This window comes from Rhodoflexus caldus (assembly GCF_021206925.1).
Taxonomy (GTDB): Bacteria; Bacteroidota; Bacteroidia; order Cytophagales; family Thermoflexibacteraceae; genus Rhodoflexus; species Rhodoflexus caldus.
In genome coordinates, this window is record NZ_JAJPRF010000001.1 from 384,797 (window position 1) to 399,660 (window position 14,864).

The window sequence follows — 14,864 nt, forward strand, 5'->3', positions numbered from 1 at the left end:
TCATTTGATGTATGTTTGACCGGCCAACGAACGCATAACAAAGTTTCAAAATAATTTTAAGATATGCTACGAATCTATTGCCTCATTGCGCTGCTCTTATTTGGGCATACAACTTTTGCCCGGCAAAGACTCTACACCCGTGCCGATACGCTTCGCGGAACATTGCTGCCCGAGCGCGCCTGCTACGATGTAACCTATTACGACCTAAACCTGAAAGTAAAACCCGCGGAGAAGGCCATTGCAGGCTATAATGCGATTACCTTCCGCGCCGTGCAAGATTTCAGTATCATGCAAGTGGACTTGGCTGCCAATATGGTAATTGACCGCATTTTATACGAGGAATATCAGGTGCGGTTTCGTCGTGATGGCAATGCGATATTTATCAATCTGAATAAGACTGTTCCGGCAGGTAAAACAGGCACAGTAAAAATTTACTATCAGGGGCAGCCTCGCATAGCACCCAACCCACCGTGGGACGGCGGCTTTTCATGGGAAAAAGATAAACAAGGGCGCCCTTGGATTGGTGTGAGTTGCGAGGGCTTAGGGGCAAGCACTTGGTGGCCTTGCAAAGACCACCCCTCCGACGAGCCGGACAGTATGCGCATCTACTGCGAAGTACCCGAGCCGCTTATGTGCGTAGCTAACGGCAATCTTTCGGGAGTGGTAAGTGCGCCGGGCAATTACAAAGGGTATGACTGGCGCGTCAGCTATCCTATCAACAACTATAACGTAACACTGAACATTGCCCACTACGCGCATTTGGAGGATGAATATACGGCTGCCGACGGAGAAAAATTGGCAGTGGATTATTACATCTTGGACTATAACAAGGACAAAGCAAAAAAGCATTTTGAACAGGTAAAACCCATGCTCGCCTGTTTTGAAAAACGTTTTGGCAAATATCCCTTCTGGCGCGATGGCTTTGCATTAGTGGAAACCCCTTACTGGGGCATGGAGCATCAGAGTGCTGTGGCTTACGGCAATAATTATCGCAATAATGAGTTTGACTTTGACTTTATCATTATTCACGAAAGCGCACATGAGTATTTTGGCAACAGCCTGAGCGCAAAAGACCACGCAGAGTTATGGATTCACGAATCGTTTACTACCTACGCCGAGGTACTCTATCTGGAATGTTTGACGGGCAGCACCGAAAAAACGATTGAATACCTCAAAAAGCAGCGCATCCGCATCCGCAACTTAGACCCGATGGTAGGGCAGTTTGGCATTAACTACAACTACTGGCGCGATTCCGACATTTACTTTAAAGGCACTTGGATGTTACATTCTATCCGCCACACCATCGCCAACGATACACTTTGGTACAATACCATCTACGACTTTGCGCAACAATTCCGCATTCAGAGTCTTTCTACCGATGAAGTGATTGCGTTTTTCAACAAGCGTACCCGCAAGAATCTGACCCCGATTTTCCGTCAGTATCTGTTCCATACACAGGTGCCGCAGTTAGAGTACAAGTGGGAGCAGAAGGGTAAAAAAACAATCCTCAGCTACCGATGGAATGCGGCAGAAAAGGATTTTAACATGCCGGTATGGGTGCGCACCAACAAGGCCGCCGATTGGGTGAAAATATTCCCCAAGGCTCAATGGCAAACCCTGACCGATAGGAAAAACAAACAGCCCGACCTGCAATTCAATACCGACTTGATGTATTTCAAGCCGGTAGAAGCAGTCAGCAGATAAAATGGCAACATTCAGCGCTGTCGTTGCTCGGCGGCGCTGATGTTTTCAATGCCTTTGAGCAGTGCATCGGGCGTGAATGAAATACTGTCAATGCCTTGCTCTACCAAAAACTGCGCAAAGGCGGGGTAGTCGCTTGGGGCTTGCCCGCAAAGCCCGATTTTGCGTCCGGCAGCCTTGGCCGCCTGAATTACGGAGGCAAGCATCGCCCTGACGGCCTCGTTGTTTTCGTCAAATAAATCGTTGATGATGGCAGAGTCGCGGTCTATGCCTAAGGTCAATTGTGTCAGGTCATTAGAGCCGATGGAAAACCCGTCAAATATTTCGGCAAACTCCCGTGCCAAAATCACATTGCTGGGGATTTCTGCCATCACATAAACTTCCAGCCCGTTTTTACCGCGCTCCAAACCGTAGGACTGCATTGTTTCCAATACCTTTTTGCCTTCGGCTATGGTGCGGCAGAACGGAATCATCAGTTTAACGTTGGTCAGTCCCATTTCGTCTCGGACAATGCGCATGGCTTCGCACTCCAGCCCGAAGCCTTCGCGGTAACGCTCGTGGTAGTAGCGCGACGCCCCCCGAAAGCCCAGCATTGGGTTTTCTTCTTCGGGTTCAAAAGGTTTTCCGCCGATGAGTTGCGCATATTCGTTGCTTTTGAAGTCGCTCATGCGCACAATCACATCTTTGGGATAAAATGCCGCTGCCACCATCGCCACCGCTTCGGAAAGTTTTTCAATAAAATACTTTTTCTTATCGCTGTATTGTGCCGTGATGGCCTCAATGGCTTTTTTGTCGTTAAAACTTGCCAGTTCATGGAATTTGACCAAGGCCATCGGGTGAACGCGGATGCTGTTGGAGATGATGAACTCCATGCGGAGCAACCCCACACCTTTGTTGGGATAGCGCGCCAAGTGGAACGCGCGGTTGGGGTCTGCCAAAATGAACATTGGCTCGGTACACGTTTCAGGAATTTGCTGAAAATCAATCACTTTTTCTTCCCATTCCAATTGACCGTCGTACACGTAGCCCTCGTCGCCTTCGGCACAGGAAACAGTAACAATTTGTCCGTCGTGCAGTTTATGGGTAGCATCGCCCGTCCCTACCACGGCATGGATGCCCAATTCGCGGGCAACAATAGAGGCATGGCTGGTTCTGCCGCCTTTGTTGGTAACAATGCAAATGGCTTTGCGCAGCAGGGCGTTCCAATCGGGATTGGTAATGTCGGCCACAATGATGTCGCCCTGTCGTATTTTGCCTGCATCTGCCAGCGAGTGTACGATACATACTCTGCCGCTTGCAATAGCACTTCCTACGGCTTTTCCTTTGCAAAGCGGTTTGGCCTTGGCGCGCAGCTTGTATTCTTTGATGTTGATGGCCTGTTTTTGTGCGTGTACGGTTTCGGGGCGTGCCTGAACGATGAACAATTCGCCGGTAATACCATCCTTTGCCCATTCTATGTCCATCGGCATTTGGTAGTGTTGCTCAATGGCATAGCACCAGCGCCCCAGCATTTCCACATCGGCATTGCTGATGGAATACACGCCGCGCTCCTGTGGTGAGGTTTCTACGTTGGTGATGGGGCGTTCAGTTCCCCGCGAATAAATCATCTTGTTTTCCTTTGCGCCTAACTTTCTGCTAATCAGCGCATTTTTACCCTGCGCAACGGAAGGTTTAAATATGTAAAATTCATCGGGATTGACTGCCCCCTGTACAATATTTTCGCCCAATCCCCAAGCAGAAGTAATATAAATCACCTTGTCAAAACCGCTTTCGGGGTCTAAGGTGAAAGCAACGCCTGCGCTGCCTTTGTCGGAGCGAACCATGCGCTGCACGCCTACCGAAAGAGCCACGTGCATATGTTCAAAGCCGTTGTCCACGCGATATTTGATGGCGCGGTCGTTAAAAAGCGAAACATAACAGCGGTGAACGGCTGCTATAACGGCCTCTTCGCCTTGCATGTTTAGAAAACTGTCGTGTTGGCCGGCAAAACTTGCCGTAGGCAGGTCTTCGGCGGTGGCGCTGCTCCGAACAGCAAACGATAACTCTTCACTACTGCCGAGCGCATTCAGCGAGTGCCGCACTTGCTGTGCAACTGCATCGGGTATTTTACCTAAGGCTACCAACTCGCGGCACTTCTGCCCTACCTCGGACAAGTTTTCAAGATGTGCCGTATCTAATTGTGCCAGTGTTTGCGCAAGTTTTTCTTTCAGGCCGTTTTGCTCTATAAAATACCAATAGGCCTCTGCCGTAACGGCAAAACCGTCGGGAATTTGAATACCCAGCGGCGCGAGTTGATTGAACATTTCACCCAAAGAGGCATTTTTACCTCCGACCAGTGCCACATCGGTATTGCGGATGCGGCTGAATGGAATGCAAAAAGTCATAATTGTTCCGTATCGTTTGTTTGTTGGTGAATAAAGCTATAAAAAGTACGGCTGTTGCCCAAATTTTCACGGAAACTTAATCATTATCAAGGCTTTGCGCTTCGGTAGTTTTGACGTACCTTTGCGCCTCAATTGAGGGCAAAGCCCTTGTGTATCATTTAGTTTCTTATGCAAAACATCCGCAACATCGCCATTATTGCCCACGTTGACCACGGCAAAACAACTCTGGTGGATAAAATTATTCACACCTGTCAGGTCTTCCGCGAAAACCAGCAAACCGGCGAACTTATTCTGGACAACAACGATTTGGAACGCGAGCGAGGCATTACCATTGTTGCCAAAAATGTATCGGTGCGCTACAAAGGCGTAAAAATTAACATCATAGACACTCCGGGGCACGCCGACTTTGGCGGTGAGGTAGAGCGTGTGCTGAAAATGGCAGACGGCGTATTGTTGTTGGTGGATGCGTTTGAAGGGCCGATGCCGCAAACCCGCTTTGTATTGAGCAAGGCCATTGGCTTAGGATTAAAACCGATTGTAGTAATCAATAAGGTAGATAAAGAAAACTGCCGCCCCGACGAAGTGCACGAGTCGGTGTTTGACCTGATGTTTAACCTTGGCGCAACCGAAGAGCAGTTAGATTTCCAAACGCTGTACGGTTCTTCTAAGCAAGGTTGGATGAGCCACGACTGGAAGGTGAAAACAGACAGCATTTTGCCGCTGTTGGACACTATCTTGGAGGTTATTCCTCCGGCACCTGCACCCGACGGTATTCCGCAAATGCAGGTAACATCGCTGGACTATTCGGCTTACGTAGGCCGCATAGCCATCGGTCGCGTATTCCGCGGCGTGCTGCGCGAAAATACGCCGATGGCACTTTGCAAACGCGACGGCAGCATCCAGAAAGTGCGCATCAAAGAGTTGTTCGTATTTGAAGGCTTGGGTCGCGAAAAAGTGAGCGAAGTACGCGCCGGCGATATCTGCGGCGTCATTGGTCTGGAAGATTTTGAAATCGGCGACACGCTCACCGATGCGGAAAATCCCGAGCCCTTGCCACGCATTGCCATTGACGAGCCAACCATCAGCATGGTGTTCAGCATTAACAACTCTCCTTTCTTCGGCAAAGAAGGCAAGTTTGTTACCTCACGCCACCTGCGCGACCGCCTGATGAAAGAAACCGAGAAGAACCTCGCACTGCGCGTAAAACCGACCGATTCGGAAGACCGCTTTTTAGTCTATGGTCGCGGCATTCTCCACTTGTCGGTGCTGATTGAAACCATGCGCCGCGAAGGTTACGAGTTGCAAGTAGGCCAGCCGCAGGTAGTATTTAAGGAAATTGACGGACAACGCCACGAGCCTATGGAAACATTGGTTGTGGACGTTCCCGAAGAGTTTGCCGGTAAGGTAATTGAACTGGTAACGCAGCGCAAAGGCGAACTGCTGATTATGGAGCCCAAAGGCGACTTGCAGCATTTGGAGTTCAATATTCCGGCACGCGGCCTGATTGGCTTGCGCAGCAATATGCTGACCGCCACACAAGGAGAAGCCATTATTTCACATCGTTTCAATGGCTACGAACCTTTCCGAGGCCCTATCCCCGAGCGCATCAACGGTTCGCTGATTTCTATGGACAACGGCCCGGGTACGGCTTATTCCATTGATAAATTGCAAGACAGAGGTATCTTCTTTGTTGACCCGGGCGAGGAAGTGTATGCAGGGCAGGTAATCGGTGAGCACAACCGCCCCAGCGACCTGATTATCAACATACAAAAAGGAAAAAAACTGACCAACATGCGCGCTTCCGGCTCCGATGATAACGTACGTATTGCCCCTAAGCGCCAGTTCTCGTTGGAGGAAGCCATGGAGTATATCCAGAAAGATGAGTATGTGGAAGTTACGCCGCTCAGTATCCGCATGAGAAAAATCATTCTGGATGAGAATGAGCGCAAACGTCAGGAAAAACGCGAACTTGAAACCGCTTAATGCATATCCACAGCACGCCCGAATGGATGCACCGTTGGTTTAGCGGATTTACTTGGCGCAAACCAACCGACCGAAAGGTGCTTTATATCACCTTTGACGACGGCCCTATTACCATGACAGAGTGGATATTGGACGTGCTGCGCGATTACAACGCAAAAGCCACTTTCTTTTGTGTCGGTGAAAATGTGATGCGCAATCCGCAAATTTTTCGCCGCACGCTTGCCGAAGGGCACGCCGTAGGCAATCATACATACAATCATTTAAGCGGTTGGACAAACTCTTTTGACCGCTACATGGCCAATGCAGCCCTCTGCCTTTCCGAAATGGAGAAGCACGGGGCTGTTTGCCGTTTATTTCGCCCACCCTACGGGCGCATTACTTCGCAAAAAGCAGCAGCCCTGCGCAATCGTTACGAAATTATCATGTGGGATGTGCTTACTTGCGACTACAGCCCAAGCATTCGCCCCGAGGACTGCCTGAACAACTCTATCGCCGTTACTCGTCCCGGTTCCATTGCGGTATTCCACGACAACCTCAAAGCAGATAGAAATATCCGCTATGCCCTGCCCCGTTACTTAGCACATTTCGCCGATTTGGGTTTCACTTTTGAGGCATTGTAATAACAGGTATCTGCCAAACCATTTGGGTATTGCAACATTCATTTGGCAGATATTACGAGGAAAAATCGGGGATATGTACCTCATCATCGGTAAGCCCGAGGCAACGGTGGGCTTTCCCGATATTTTCCACAGTGTCGGACAAAATGATGAGTTTATCGCCGGCCTGCAACTGCGTAGAGCCATTGGGGATAATAAACTTTCCTTCGCGCTTAATCATGGCAATAATAGCCGCATGAGGGAATTTCAAATCTACTATCTTTTTGCCTACGGCATACCCGTCGGGTGCAAGCACGGTTTCATCTATAATGGTTTTGGCCGTTTCCGAAAGGAATAAATTGAGCGGGCTGCGAGGCTTGACCTTTTCGGGTAAGGCCACACGCAGCCAGTGCGCTACAAGTGAAAGAGATGAGCCTTGTATCAGCACAGAAGTAAGGGTAATGAAGAATACGATGTTGAAAATCATGTGCGATTTTTCAATCCCTGCCAGCATAGGGTAAGTGGCAAACACAATCGGCACAGCACCGCGCAAACCTACCCATGAAATATACAGCCGCTTGCGAATGTGCACCCTAAAAAATACTAATGCAGCAAACACTCCCAAAGGTCGGGCAACCAACATCAAAAACAGCGAAATGACAATACCTACGCCCATAATCGGGATGATTTGAGAAGGGAAAACCAGCAGTCCCAATGTCAGGAATAAGATAATCTGCATCAGCCACGCCAGCCCGTCAAACATCTTCATGATGGTATTCTTATGGATTAAGTCCTGATTGCCCAGATACACGGCACACAGATACACGGCCAGAAACCCGTTGCCTCCTATCAAATCGGTTGTTGAAAAGGTGAGAAACATGATTGCAATCACCAGCACGGGGTAAAGTCCTTCAAAATCCAGTTTGATGCTGTTGATTATCCATTTGCCAAGCCGCCCGAATAACAAACCGCTGATACCGCCAAAGGTCATTTGGCGCAACAGCATAATGATGATGGAAAAAATATCGGTTGAGGGGTTTGTTACCATCCCTAAAAAGGCCAGCGTCAGCACGTAGGCCATGGGGTCGTTGCTGCCACTTTCCATTTCCAGCACAGGGCGCAGGTTGCCTTTCAGTGCCAAGTTTTTAGAGCGTAAAATAGAAAAAACGGCCGCCGCATCGGTAGATGAAACCACTGCCCCCAGCAGTAGCCCTTCGTAAATGGTAAAGTCGGTAATTTGGGTAACAAAAAGCCCTACCAAAACGGCGGTGAATAAAACGCCAATGGTTGAAAGAGAGATGCCTTGCCAAAGCACAGGGCGAATGGCTTTCCAGTCGGTATCCAGCCCGCCGGAGAACAAGATGAAGCAGAGCGATACAATGCCGATAAACTGCGCCACGCGGGCATCGTCAAAATAGATGCCGCCGATAGATTCCGAGCCTGCCAGCATACCAATCAGCAAAAACAACAACAAAGTAGGTATGCCTAATTTGAAAGAGGTTTTGCCTGCCAAAATGCTGATAAGCAGCAAGACAGCGCTAATCAACAAGCTGTTTTCTATGGTGAAGTTCATGGTCTATCGGAATTATCGGTGAAAATAAAATTGCATGGCAAAAGTTATGTTTTGCCATGCAATTAGACGAATGTAACCAAAATTATTTACCCAATATTTTGCGGAATCGGGCAGGGTCTTTAAACAGTGCAAGTGCTGCCTGAATATCGGGGTCGTCGTCAAAAGAGGCTTCCATGCTGCCTTTTTCCAGATAGTAGCGCGAAACAATTTCACGCTCGAGCAATTCGGCAATTTCGGATTTGAATTTGATTAAATCTTGTTCTTTGTTGTGCGAAACTTTGCTGCGCAAATTGTCCAACTGTGGCTTAATGTCTTCATAATATTTTTCGGCTTTCGCGGTTTTGGCCAATTCGTCAATGGTTTTTTCTACTTGTGTGGTGTAGTCATAGTCTTTACCGGCAAGCCATTTAACAAAGTCGCCATATGCGGCATCTGTTAGCTTGAAGTTTCGCGGAGAAGGAAGCGTAGGGTTCTTCTGACGATAGAAGGAAGCATAATCAAAGATAAACCCTTTGTTGAGCAGGCTACGTGTAATGGGAGCGTAGTTGGGCTTTTCTACCTCTACATCGGGTTTTACGCCGCCGCCATCGTAAACGGTGCGTCCGCCCGCTGTTTTAAATTCCCTGCGCAACGAATCGGGTATTTTACCCACGCTGCCGTCGGGGTTGCGGTGGCTGTAATCAATGGCCTGAATGCACCTGCCGCTTGGGATGTAGTATTTGGCAACGGTTACTTTCAGTTTTGAATTATGAGAAAGGGAGCGCGTAGCCTGCACCAAGCCTTTACCGAAACTGTTTTGCCCTACAATTACGCCTCGGTCATAGTCCTGAATCACGCCGGAAACAATTTCTGCTGCCGATGCGCTGGTGCTGCTGGTCAGTACGATTAACGGAATCTCCGTATCGTCGGGGTTGTTAAGGGCAACATAGGTTTTGTTCCATTCTTTCACCTTGCCTTTGGTGCTTACTACATCCTTTCCTTTGGGAACAAATATATTGGATACGTTCACCGCCTCGCTCAAAAGCCCTCCGGGGTTGCCGCGCAAGTCCAAAATGATGTTTTTGGCTCCCTGCTCTTTGAGTTTATTCAATGCATCCCGCACCTCCTTGCCTGCATTCTGCGTAAAGTCAGACAACTGAATCATGCCGACTTCGGGCGTAACCATGCCGTAGTAAGGCACATTGGAAATGGTAATTTTTTCACGCTTAATGGCAAATTCCAGCGGCTTATCTACTCCTACGCGTCTGATGGCAAGTTTGATGGTGGTACCTGCCTGACCTTTGAGCAGTTGGCTTACTTCTTCGCTGTCCTTGTTTTCAATATTGATGTCATCAATTTTGATGATTTCGTCGCCAATGAGCAAGCCTGCTTTGTGGGCAGGAAATCCTTCCATCGGCATCATGATAACGGCTTTTTCTTTTTTGGTAACAGGGTCTGTTCGCGTGCCTACGTTAGCGCCAATGCCGCCGTATTGCCCTGTGGTCATTACGCGGTAGTCTTCTATCTGTTCTTCGGGGATGTAGTTGGTGTAAGGGTCTAAGTTGTTGAGCATAGACTCTATACCCTGTTGAATGAGTTCCTGCGGGCTGACCTCGTCCACATAAAACATGTTGATTTCCTTGAACAGACTGGCAAATATTTCAAGGTTTTTGGCTATCTCAAAATATTTTTCGTCGGGATTGGTAAAGGCGAATGTTAGCACCAAAAGAGAGCCGACACCTGCGAAGATGGCTTTTTTGCGAATACTCATAAGCAATTCATATTGAGAATAAGCGATTTAAGAAGCAAGTAGTAGCTTACACAGTTATTCAGTAAACAAGCAAAACAAAACAGCATGTCAGTATTCGGATTTACGATTTCGGATTGAAGAAATCCGCGAAAACCATATCTCATCCGCAACAATCCGCGTACTTGTGTCATGCGTTTTTAATTGCTCAACTGCTTGCAATCTTTTTACAGAACGCAAAAAGGCTGAGATTAGTTTAGCGGCGGAAACTTTGTCCGACAAACTTTAATCCTTCAATCAGATAAGTGCGCCAGTAAGTCCATGTATGAGCGCCGTCGTGTATGCGGTATTCATGCGGAATGTTCATATCGCGCATGGTGGTGTGCAGTGCATCGTTGCCTTTGTAAAGAAAGTCATCGTCGCCGCAGTCAATGTACCACCGCACCGATTTGAGCTTTTCGGCAGGAACGGTTTTCATCAAGTCCAACACACTGTATTTGCGCCAATGGTCAGTCAGGCGTTCTTTGCCTTCGCCCGGCCCGTAAATCCACGCAAAAGTCTGGTCATAGCGGTCTTTGGGTGCGTCAATGGCCTCTTGGTCGGTGAATACCGCTGCACTGAAAGCAGCTACGGCAGCAAAAAGTTCCGTGTTTTTGGCTGCCAAATGCAATGAGCCGTAGCCCCCCATGGAAAGCCCCGCAATGGCGCGAAATTCTTTTTGTGTGCGGGTGCGATAGGTGGCATCAATAAAAGGAATCAGTTCTTTGATGAACATGTCCTCGTAGCGGTTTTTGCCTTGGTAGTCGTTGGCGTACCAATCGTTGCGTCCGTCGGGCATGACGATAATCATTGGCGGTATTTCGCCGGCAGCTATTGCCTTGTCTGCCGTATGGTTGGCTTCACCAAATTGTACCCAGTCCGTATCGTTGCCGGTGTAGCCGTGCAGCAAATACAATACAGGGTAGCGCCTTTGCGAGGTAGCATAATCAGGCGGCAGATAGAGTGTGTACTTCACATCGCGCCCCAAAATTTTGCTGTTCATTTTGAGACTTTCCAAAACTTGCCCGTTTTGGGCAGATGCAGTCGTAGGAACAACAGCAAACCAGAAAAGGATTGCTCCAATCAGTGTGTGTAATTTTTTCATATCGCAGTTTTTATCCTGCGAAAGATAAGCAAGAATGGTTAATTTTTCTCACGGTCTTTCATGCTCATATAGCGGCTGCGACAAACAACAGCCTCTCCGAAGACCGAAAGCCCCGCATTGAATACTGCCAAACTGAAAGTTCCGTACAGAAACCAATCCCAAAAATCGGCTTGGGCATACTTGCGCATGGCTGCCTCCCCAAAAAGGCTCAACCCCAGCCCGATGAGTACTAACCCCAGCGGCGCCATGAGCAACCATTTGCGATACAGTTGGCGGGCAAGCGGATTCATCGTTGTTTAAGCAGGAAAAATTCGGTAGCTGTAATCTTCCATAATCAGGTTGGCAAGCAGCTTTTGGCAGGTCATCTCAACTTCTTCGCGGGCTGCCGCCTCATCGGCCACATCCAACTCCATGCGGATGTTTTTCCCGATACGTACATCGGCTACATTCTGAATCCCCAGATTTTTCAAGCCCAGCAATACGGCTTTGCCTTGTGGGTCTAAAATCTCTTTCTGTGGCATTACCTGAATTTCAGCGATAAATTTCATGAGGCAATTTTTTTGATGATGGAAAGACCGATGTAAATAAGAATAATCAGCGGTATGGCTGCAAATTTAAAAGTAAAAAGCAAAACAAGCCCTGCCAACAACAGGATGTATTGAAATTTGTATTGTTGCCAGTTCCATCCTTTAAATTTAAGTGCCAGCAGCGGCAGTTCTGCCACTAACAGCAACGACATCACCACCGCCACTGTCGCCAAAACAGGCAGGCCGAGCAAGGCAGGGAAGTGTGCGCCTGCAAACGGCAATGCGCTGATAAGCAAGGCATTGGCAGGCGTAGGTACGCCAATGAACGAATCGCTTTGACGCGGGTCTATATTGAATTTGGCAAGCCGCAGCGCAGAGAATGCGGGCACGAGCATCGCCAAATATGCCCATTCGCCGCCTTGTGCCTCGTTCATCAGGCGGAACAGGATGAAGCCGGGCAGTACGCCAAAACTCACCACGTCGGCCAGCGAATCCAACTGTTTGCCCAATTCGCCTTGTACGTTGAGCAGGCGAGCCGCAAAGCCATCGGCAAAATCAAAAAGTGCAGCAATGTAAATAAAATAAGCAGCCCACTCCAATGAACCCTGAAAAACCGAAATAATGCCCAAACATCCGCAGATTAAATTGGTGCAGGTCAGTGCGTTAGGAATTTGTTGTTTGATTTGTTCAATCATATTCGGCACGTTATTTTCGGGCAAATTACAGATAGTTCGTACAACCCTCCAAATTTACCCGTTATGAAACTGTTCAATCACCTGACATATCGCAGCGTGCTGATGCTGCTTCTACTCAGTCAGCCGCTTGCGGCACAAGAGCGTATTGCCGGCTGTTTATACGACCCCGCCAAAGCCGATAGCGTCCCGATGGCGGTGGAATTAGTGCGCGGCAACTATATTGTGCCTGTTACCGCCTCGCTGAAAAAATATTGTCCTACGCCACAAGACCAAGCAAATACGGGCACTTGTACCGCATGGGCAACTGCTTATGCCGCACGCACCATCCTGATGGTGCAGCGGAGAAACATATCCAACGCTACGCTGGTCAATCAGACTGCCTTTTCCCCTTCGTTTATCTACAATCAAATCCGACGCGACCAAGGCTGCATCAAGGGCACATTTCTGGTGGATGCACTGTTTACGCTCAAATCGGTGGGGGCGGTGCTGCACAGCGACTTTGGCTTTGATTGCAGCAAGCAGGTTTCTTTTGACTACAAACTGCGTGCGCGCAGCAATGCAATTCAGGACTACCGCAAGTTATTTAACGCCAACGAAACAGCAGACCGCAGCAATATTATCAGGTACGTGAAAAAGGCATTGGCAGAAGGTAAACCTGTGGTTACTACCATTCGCTATCTGCGGTCTTTGGACAATGCCAAAGGGTTGTGGTCGCCGCTGCCATATGAAAACAGCAGCTATTACCACGCTGTAACGATTGTGGGATATGATGACAACCGCTACGGCGGCGCATTGGAAATTATGAACAGTTGGGGCACGGCATGGGGCAACGACGGTTTTATCTGGGTAAAATATGAAGACTTTCAGCGCATATGCATGGAAGCCTACGAAATGGTGGATTTCCCCACAGAAAAGCCCTTGTTGCGGGAGACTTTCGGGGCTAACATAGTACTTAAACAAAGCACGGGCAGCACCATGGAGATAGGCGGCACCGGCGGACATTATCGCACCAACCAGACCTATCAGGCCGGTACGCGCTTCCAGATACAGGTAGCCAACCGCGAGCAAATGTACTTTTATGCTTTTGGTTTGGACATTAATAACGAGTGTACGCAGCTTTTCCCAAGCAACAGCAATCAAAGTCCGCTGTTGAGCTATGAGCACTCCAATATCATTCTGCCAAGCGAAGGCGAACATATCATCATGGACAACGCCGTGGGCAATGAATATTTGTGCATGATTTACAGCAGTACGCCTGTAAATTTATGGGGCGTTATGCAGCGCGTAAAGCAACTGAAAGGGCTGCCGATGGAACGACTGAAACAAGCGCTTCGGGAGTACAACCTCCTCACCGACGTTGTCAATTATCGCTACTCAACTGCCGATTTCTCGGCGTTAGGTACGGCAAAAGCCGTTCCGATGGTGATAGAAATCAGAAGGCCTTAATGGTCTTGTTTTTGGCTGTTAATCCATGCTGCCAATACGCCCTGATGCCCGCAGGCAAATGTACGGTGCGTGCAAAGACTGCCTAACAAATCGGTTAGTTTTTTCATGTAATGCGGACGAATGACGCGGTCATACTCACCCGTAACTATCTGCACCTGAGGCCTGTACAGATGCACCAACCAACTGATAGCCCGCAAGCTCGGCTCTAAGTAGCGATACAGCATCCATGTATTGTACACCCGTTTGCGCAGTGCAGGCGTGCGCATCTGTTGCTGTGCCAATTTGGCAAGCATCGGGTGCAGCAGGCGGCGTTTCTCGAGTGCCCGAACGCTGTAATGAAAAATATTGGCATTTTCGGATGTGATATACCGAAACAGGCCGTGCAACAGTCTGTTGCGCGTAGCTACCCGATACCAAGCGTTGGTTTTAATGCCGTCGGGCGCTAACAACCACATCCGACCAATTTGCGGTGCAAACAACTCATAAGTTACCAGTGCAATGCGCCCGCCCATAGAAAACCCAATCAGGTCAAACCGGTCAATATTGTGTTTGGCCAAAAAATCAGCGACTAATTGCTGCCAATTTTCGCGCAGTAAAGGTTGAGAAGGTTCAGGCCAGTGGCTTTCTCCGTGAAAAAAAAGGTCAATTGCATAAACCGTGTATTGGGGGAAGGCATCGGATAGAGGCGCAAAGAAACTGCTGTCCTGCCCGAAACCGTGAAAAGCTATTAAAACCTGCTGCCCTGAACCAAATGTTCTGTAATGCAGATAAGGCTTTGCCATTTTTTTTACGGCAAATATAAACCTACTGACCTTATCCTGCCATTTTGTTAATCCGTTTGCGCTTTCGCACAGCCGGTTCCCCTGTGCGGCTTTGCACGTAGAGGTCGGTCATATCGTCCTGTACGCGGACATACTGCTTGTTGCGCATGACAATAATTTGCTGCCGCTCGGCAACCGTACGCTCTTTTTCGGATGAATAAACAGTCTTCATGGTTGTTTAAATATTGATATAAAATGTTCATTTTCGGCAAGAAATACAGGCAGTTAGAAGCCCTCAGACTTGCGTATATTTAATTATTTACTTATT

Annotated in this window: 13 protein-coding genes; 4 read left to right on the top strand and 9 right to left on the bottom strand. The window is 48.5% G+C overall.

Going from position 1 to position 14,864, the window contains the following annotated elements:
- Positions 1 to 63 precede the first annotated feature (63 nt).
- Positions 64 to 1,704, top strand: coding sequence for a M1 family metallopeptidase (locus NDK19_RS01590; protein WP_250630074.1), 1,641 nt, complete (start codon positions 64 to 66; stop codon positions 1,702 to 1,704).
- Positions 1,705 to 1,715: 11 nt separating this feature from the next.
- Here the strand turns inward: NDK19_RS01590 and ppsA are convergent, their stop codons facing one another.
- On the bottom strand, positions 1,716 to 4,085 hold the full coding sequence (ppsA, locus tag NDK19_RS01595; RefSeq protein ID WP_250630075.1) for a phosphoenolpyruvate synthase: 2,370 nt from the start codon (positions 4,083 to 4,085) through the stop codon (positions 1,716 to 1,718).
- A 168-nt stretch (positions 4,086 to 4,253) separates the two neighbouring features.
- On the opposite strand from ppsA, the gene typA reads away from it, so the two are divergent.
- Positions 4,254 to 6,068, top strand: a complete 1,815-nt coding sequence (gene typA / locus NDK19_RS01600) for a translational GTPase TypA (protein ID WP_250630076.1) — start codon at positions 4,254 to 4,256, stop codon at positions 6,066 to 6,068.
- Entirely contained in the window at positions 6,068 to 6,688 is a 621-nt protein-coding gene (locus NDK19_RS01605; protein WP_250630077.1) for a polysaccharide deacetylase family protein, read from the top strand. Before typA ends, NDK19_RS01605 begins: the two co-directional genes overlap by 1 nt.
- 52 nt (positions 6,689 to 6,740) lie before the next feature.
- Here the strand turns inward: NDK19_RS01605 and NDK19_RS01610 are convergent, their stop codons facing one another.
- The 6 genes from NDK19_RS01610 to pssA form a co-directional block, all read right to left on the bottom strand.
- Entirely contained in the window at positions 6,741 to 8,237 is a 1,497-nt protein-coding gene (locus NDK19_RS01610; RefSeq protein WP_250630078.1) for a potassium/proton antiporter, read from the bottom strand.
- Positions 8,238 to 8,319: 82 nt separating this feature from the next.
- The gene (locus NDK19_RS01615; RefSeq protein ID WP_250630079.1) at positions 8,320 to 9,987 is read right to left on the bottom strand and encodes a S41 family peptidase; all 1,668 of its coding nucleotides are present in this window, start codon (positions 9,985 to 9,987) and stop codon (positions 8,320 to 8,322) included.
- Positions 9,988 to 10,219: 232 nt separating this feature from the next.
- Positions 10,220 to 11,107, bottom strand: coding sequence for an alpha/beta hydrolase (locus NDK19_RS01620; protein WP_250630080.1), 888 nt, complete (start codon positions 11,105 to 11,107; stop codon positions 10,220 to 10,222).
- 38 nt (positions 11,108 to 11,145) lie between these two features.
- Entirely contained in the window at positions 11,146 to 11,397 is a 252-nt protein-coding gene (locus NDK19_RS01625; protein ID WP_250630081.1) for a hypothetical protein, read from the bottom strand.
- Positions 11,398 to 11,403: 6 nt separating this feature from the next.
- A complete protein-coding gene (gene purS, locus NDK19_RS01630) occupies positions 11,404 to 11,655 on the bottom strand; it encodes a phosphoribosylformylglycinamidine synthase subunit PurS (RefSeq protein WP_250630082.1) in 252 nt (83 codons plus the stop codon).
- Entirely contained in the window at positions 11,652 to 12,329 is a 678-nt protein-coding gene (pssA, locus tag NDK19_RS01635; protein WP_250630083.1) for a CDP-diacylglycerol--serine O-phosphatidyltransferase, read from the bottom strand. The genes purS and pssA overlap by 4 nt, the downstream gene beginning before the upstream one ends.
- Positions 12,330 to 12,392: 63 nt before the next feature.
- Between pssA and NDK19_RS01640 the strand changes: the two genes are divergently transcribed.
- Positions 12,393 to 13,775: a C1 family peptidase gene (locus NDK19_RS01640; RefSeq protein WP_250630084.1), complete on the top strand. Its 1,383-nt coding sequence runs from the start codon at positions 12,393 to 12,395 to the stop codon at positions 13,773 to 13,775.
- Here the strand turns inward: NDK19_RS01640 and NDK19_RS01645 are convergent.
- Together NDK19_RS01645 and NDK19_RS01650 are read right to left on the bottom strand one after the other, a co-directional pair.
- Entirely contained in the window at positions 13,772 to 14,557 is a 786-nt protein-coding gene (locus tag NDK19_RS01645; RefSeq protein WP_250630085.1) for an alpha/beta fold hydrolase, read from the bottom strand. The genes NDK19_RS01640 and NDK19_RS01645 overlap by 4 nt on opposite strands.
- Positions 14,558 to 14,588: 31 nt before the next feature.
- On the bottom strand, positions 14,589 to 14,768 hold the full coding sequence (locus tag NDK19_RS01650) for a hypothetical protein (protein ID WP_250630086.1): 180 nt from the start codon (positions 14,766 to 14,768) through the stop codon (positions 14,589 to 14,591).
- Positions 14,769 to 14,864 lie beyond the last annotated feature (96 nt).

Bases quoted from the DNA above. Each gene is read 5' to 3' on its own strand.
- NDK19_RS01610 (WP_250630078.1), bottom strand. From the start codon at position 8,237: ATGAACTTCACCATAGAAAACAGCTTGTTGATTAGCGCTGTCTTGCTG.
- NDK19_RS01650 (WP_250630086.1), bottom strand. From the start codon at position 14,768: ATGAAGACTGTTTATTCATCCGAAAAAGAGCGTACGGTTGCCGAGCGG.
- purS (WP_250630082.1), bottom strand. From the start codon at position 11,655: ATGAAATTTATCGCTGAAATTCAGGTAATGCCACAGAAAGAGATTTTA.
- NDK19_RS01615 (WP_250630079.1), bottom strand. From the start codon at position 9,987: ATGAGTATTCGCAAAAAAGCCATCTTCGCAGGTGTCGGCTCTCTTTTG.
- ppsA (WP_250630075.1), bottom strand. From the start codon at position 4,085: ATGACTTTTTGCATTCCATTCAGCCGCATCCGCAATACCGATGTGGCA.
- NDK19_RS01645 (WP_250630085.1), bottom strand. From the start codon at position 14,557: ATGGCAAAGCCTTATCTGCATTACAGAACATTTGGTTCAGGGCAGCAG.
- pssA (WP_250630083.1), bottom strand. From the start codon at position 12,329: ATGATTGAACAAATCAAACAACAAATTCCTAACGCACTGACCTGCACC.
- NDK19_RS01640 (WP_250630084.1), top strand. From the start codon at position 12,393: ATGAAACTGTTCAATCACCTGACATATCGCAGCGTGCTGATGCTGCTT.
- NDK19_RS01620 (WP_250630080.1), bottom strand. From the start codon at position 11,107: ATGAAAAAATTACACACACTGATTGGAGCAATCCTTTTCTGGTTTGCT.
- typA (WP_250630076.1), top strand. From the start codon at position 4,254: ATGCAAAACATCCGCAACATCGCCATTATTGCCCACGTTGACCACGGC.
- NDK19_RS01605 (WP_250630077.1), top strand. From the start codon at position 6,068: ATGCATATCCACAGCACGCCCGAATGGATGCACCGTTGGTTTAGCGGA.
- NDK19_RS01625 (WP_250630081.1), bottom strand. From the start codon at position 11,397: ATGAATCCGCTTGCCCGCCAACTGTATCGCAAATGGTTGCTCATGGCG.
- NDK19_RS01590 (WP_250630074.1), top strand. From the start codon at position 64: ATGCTACGAATCTATTGCCTCATTGCGCTGCTCTTATTTGGGCATACA.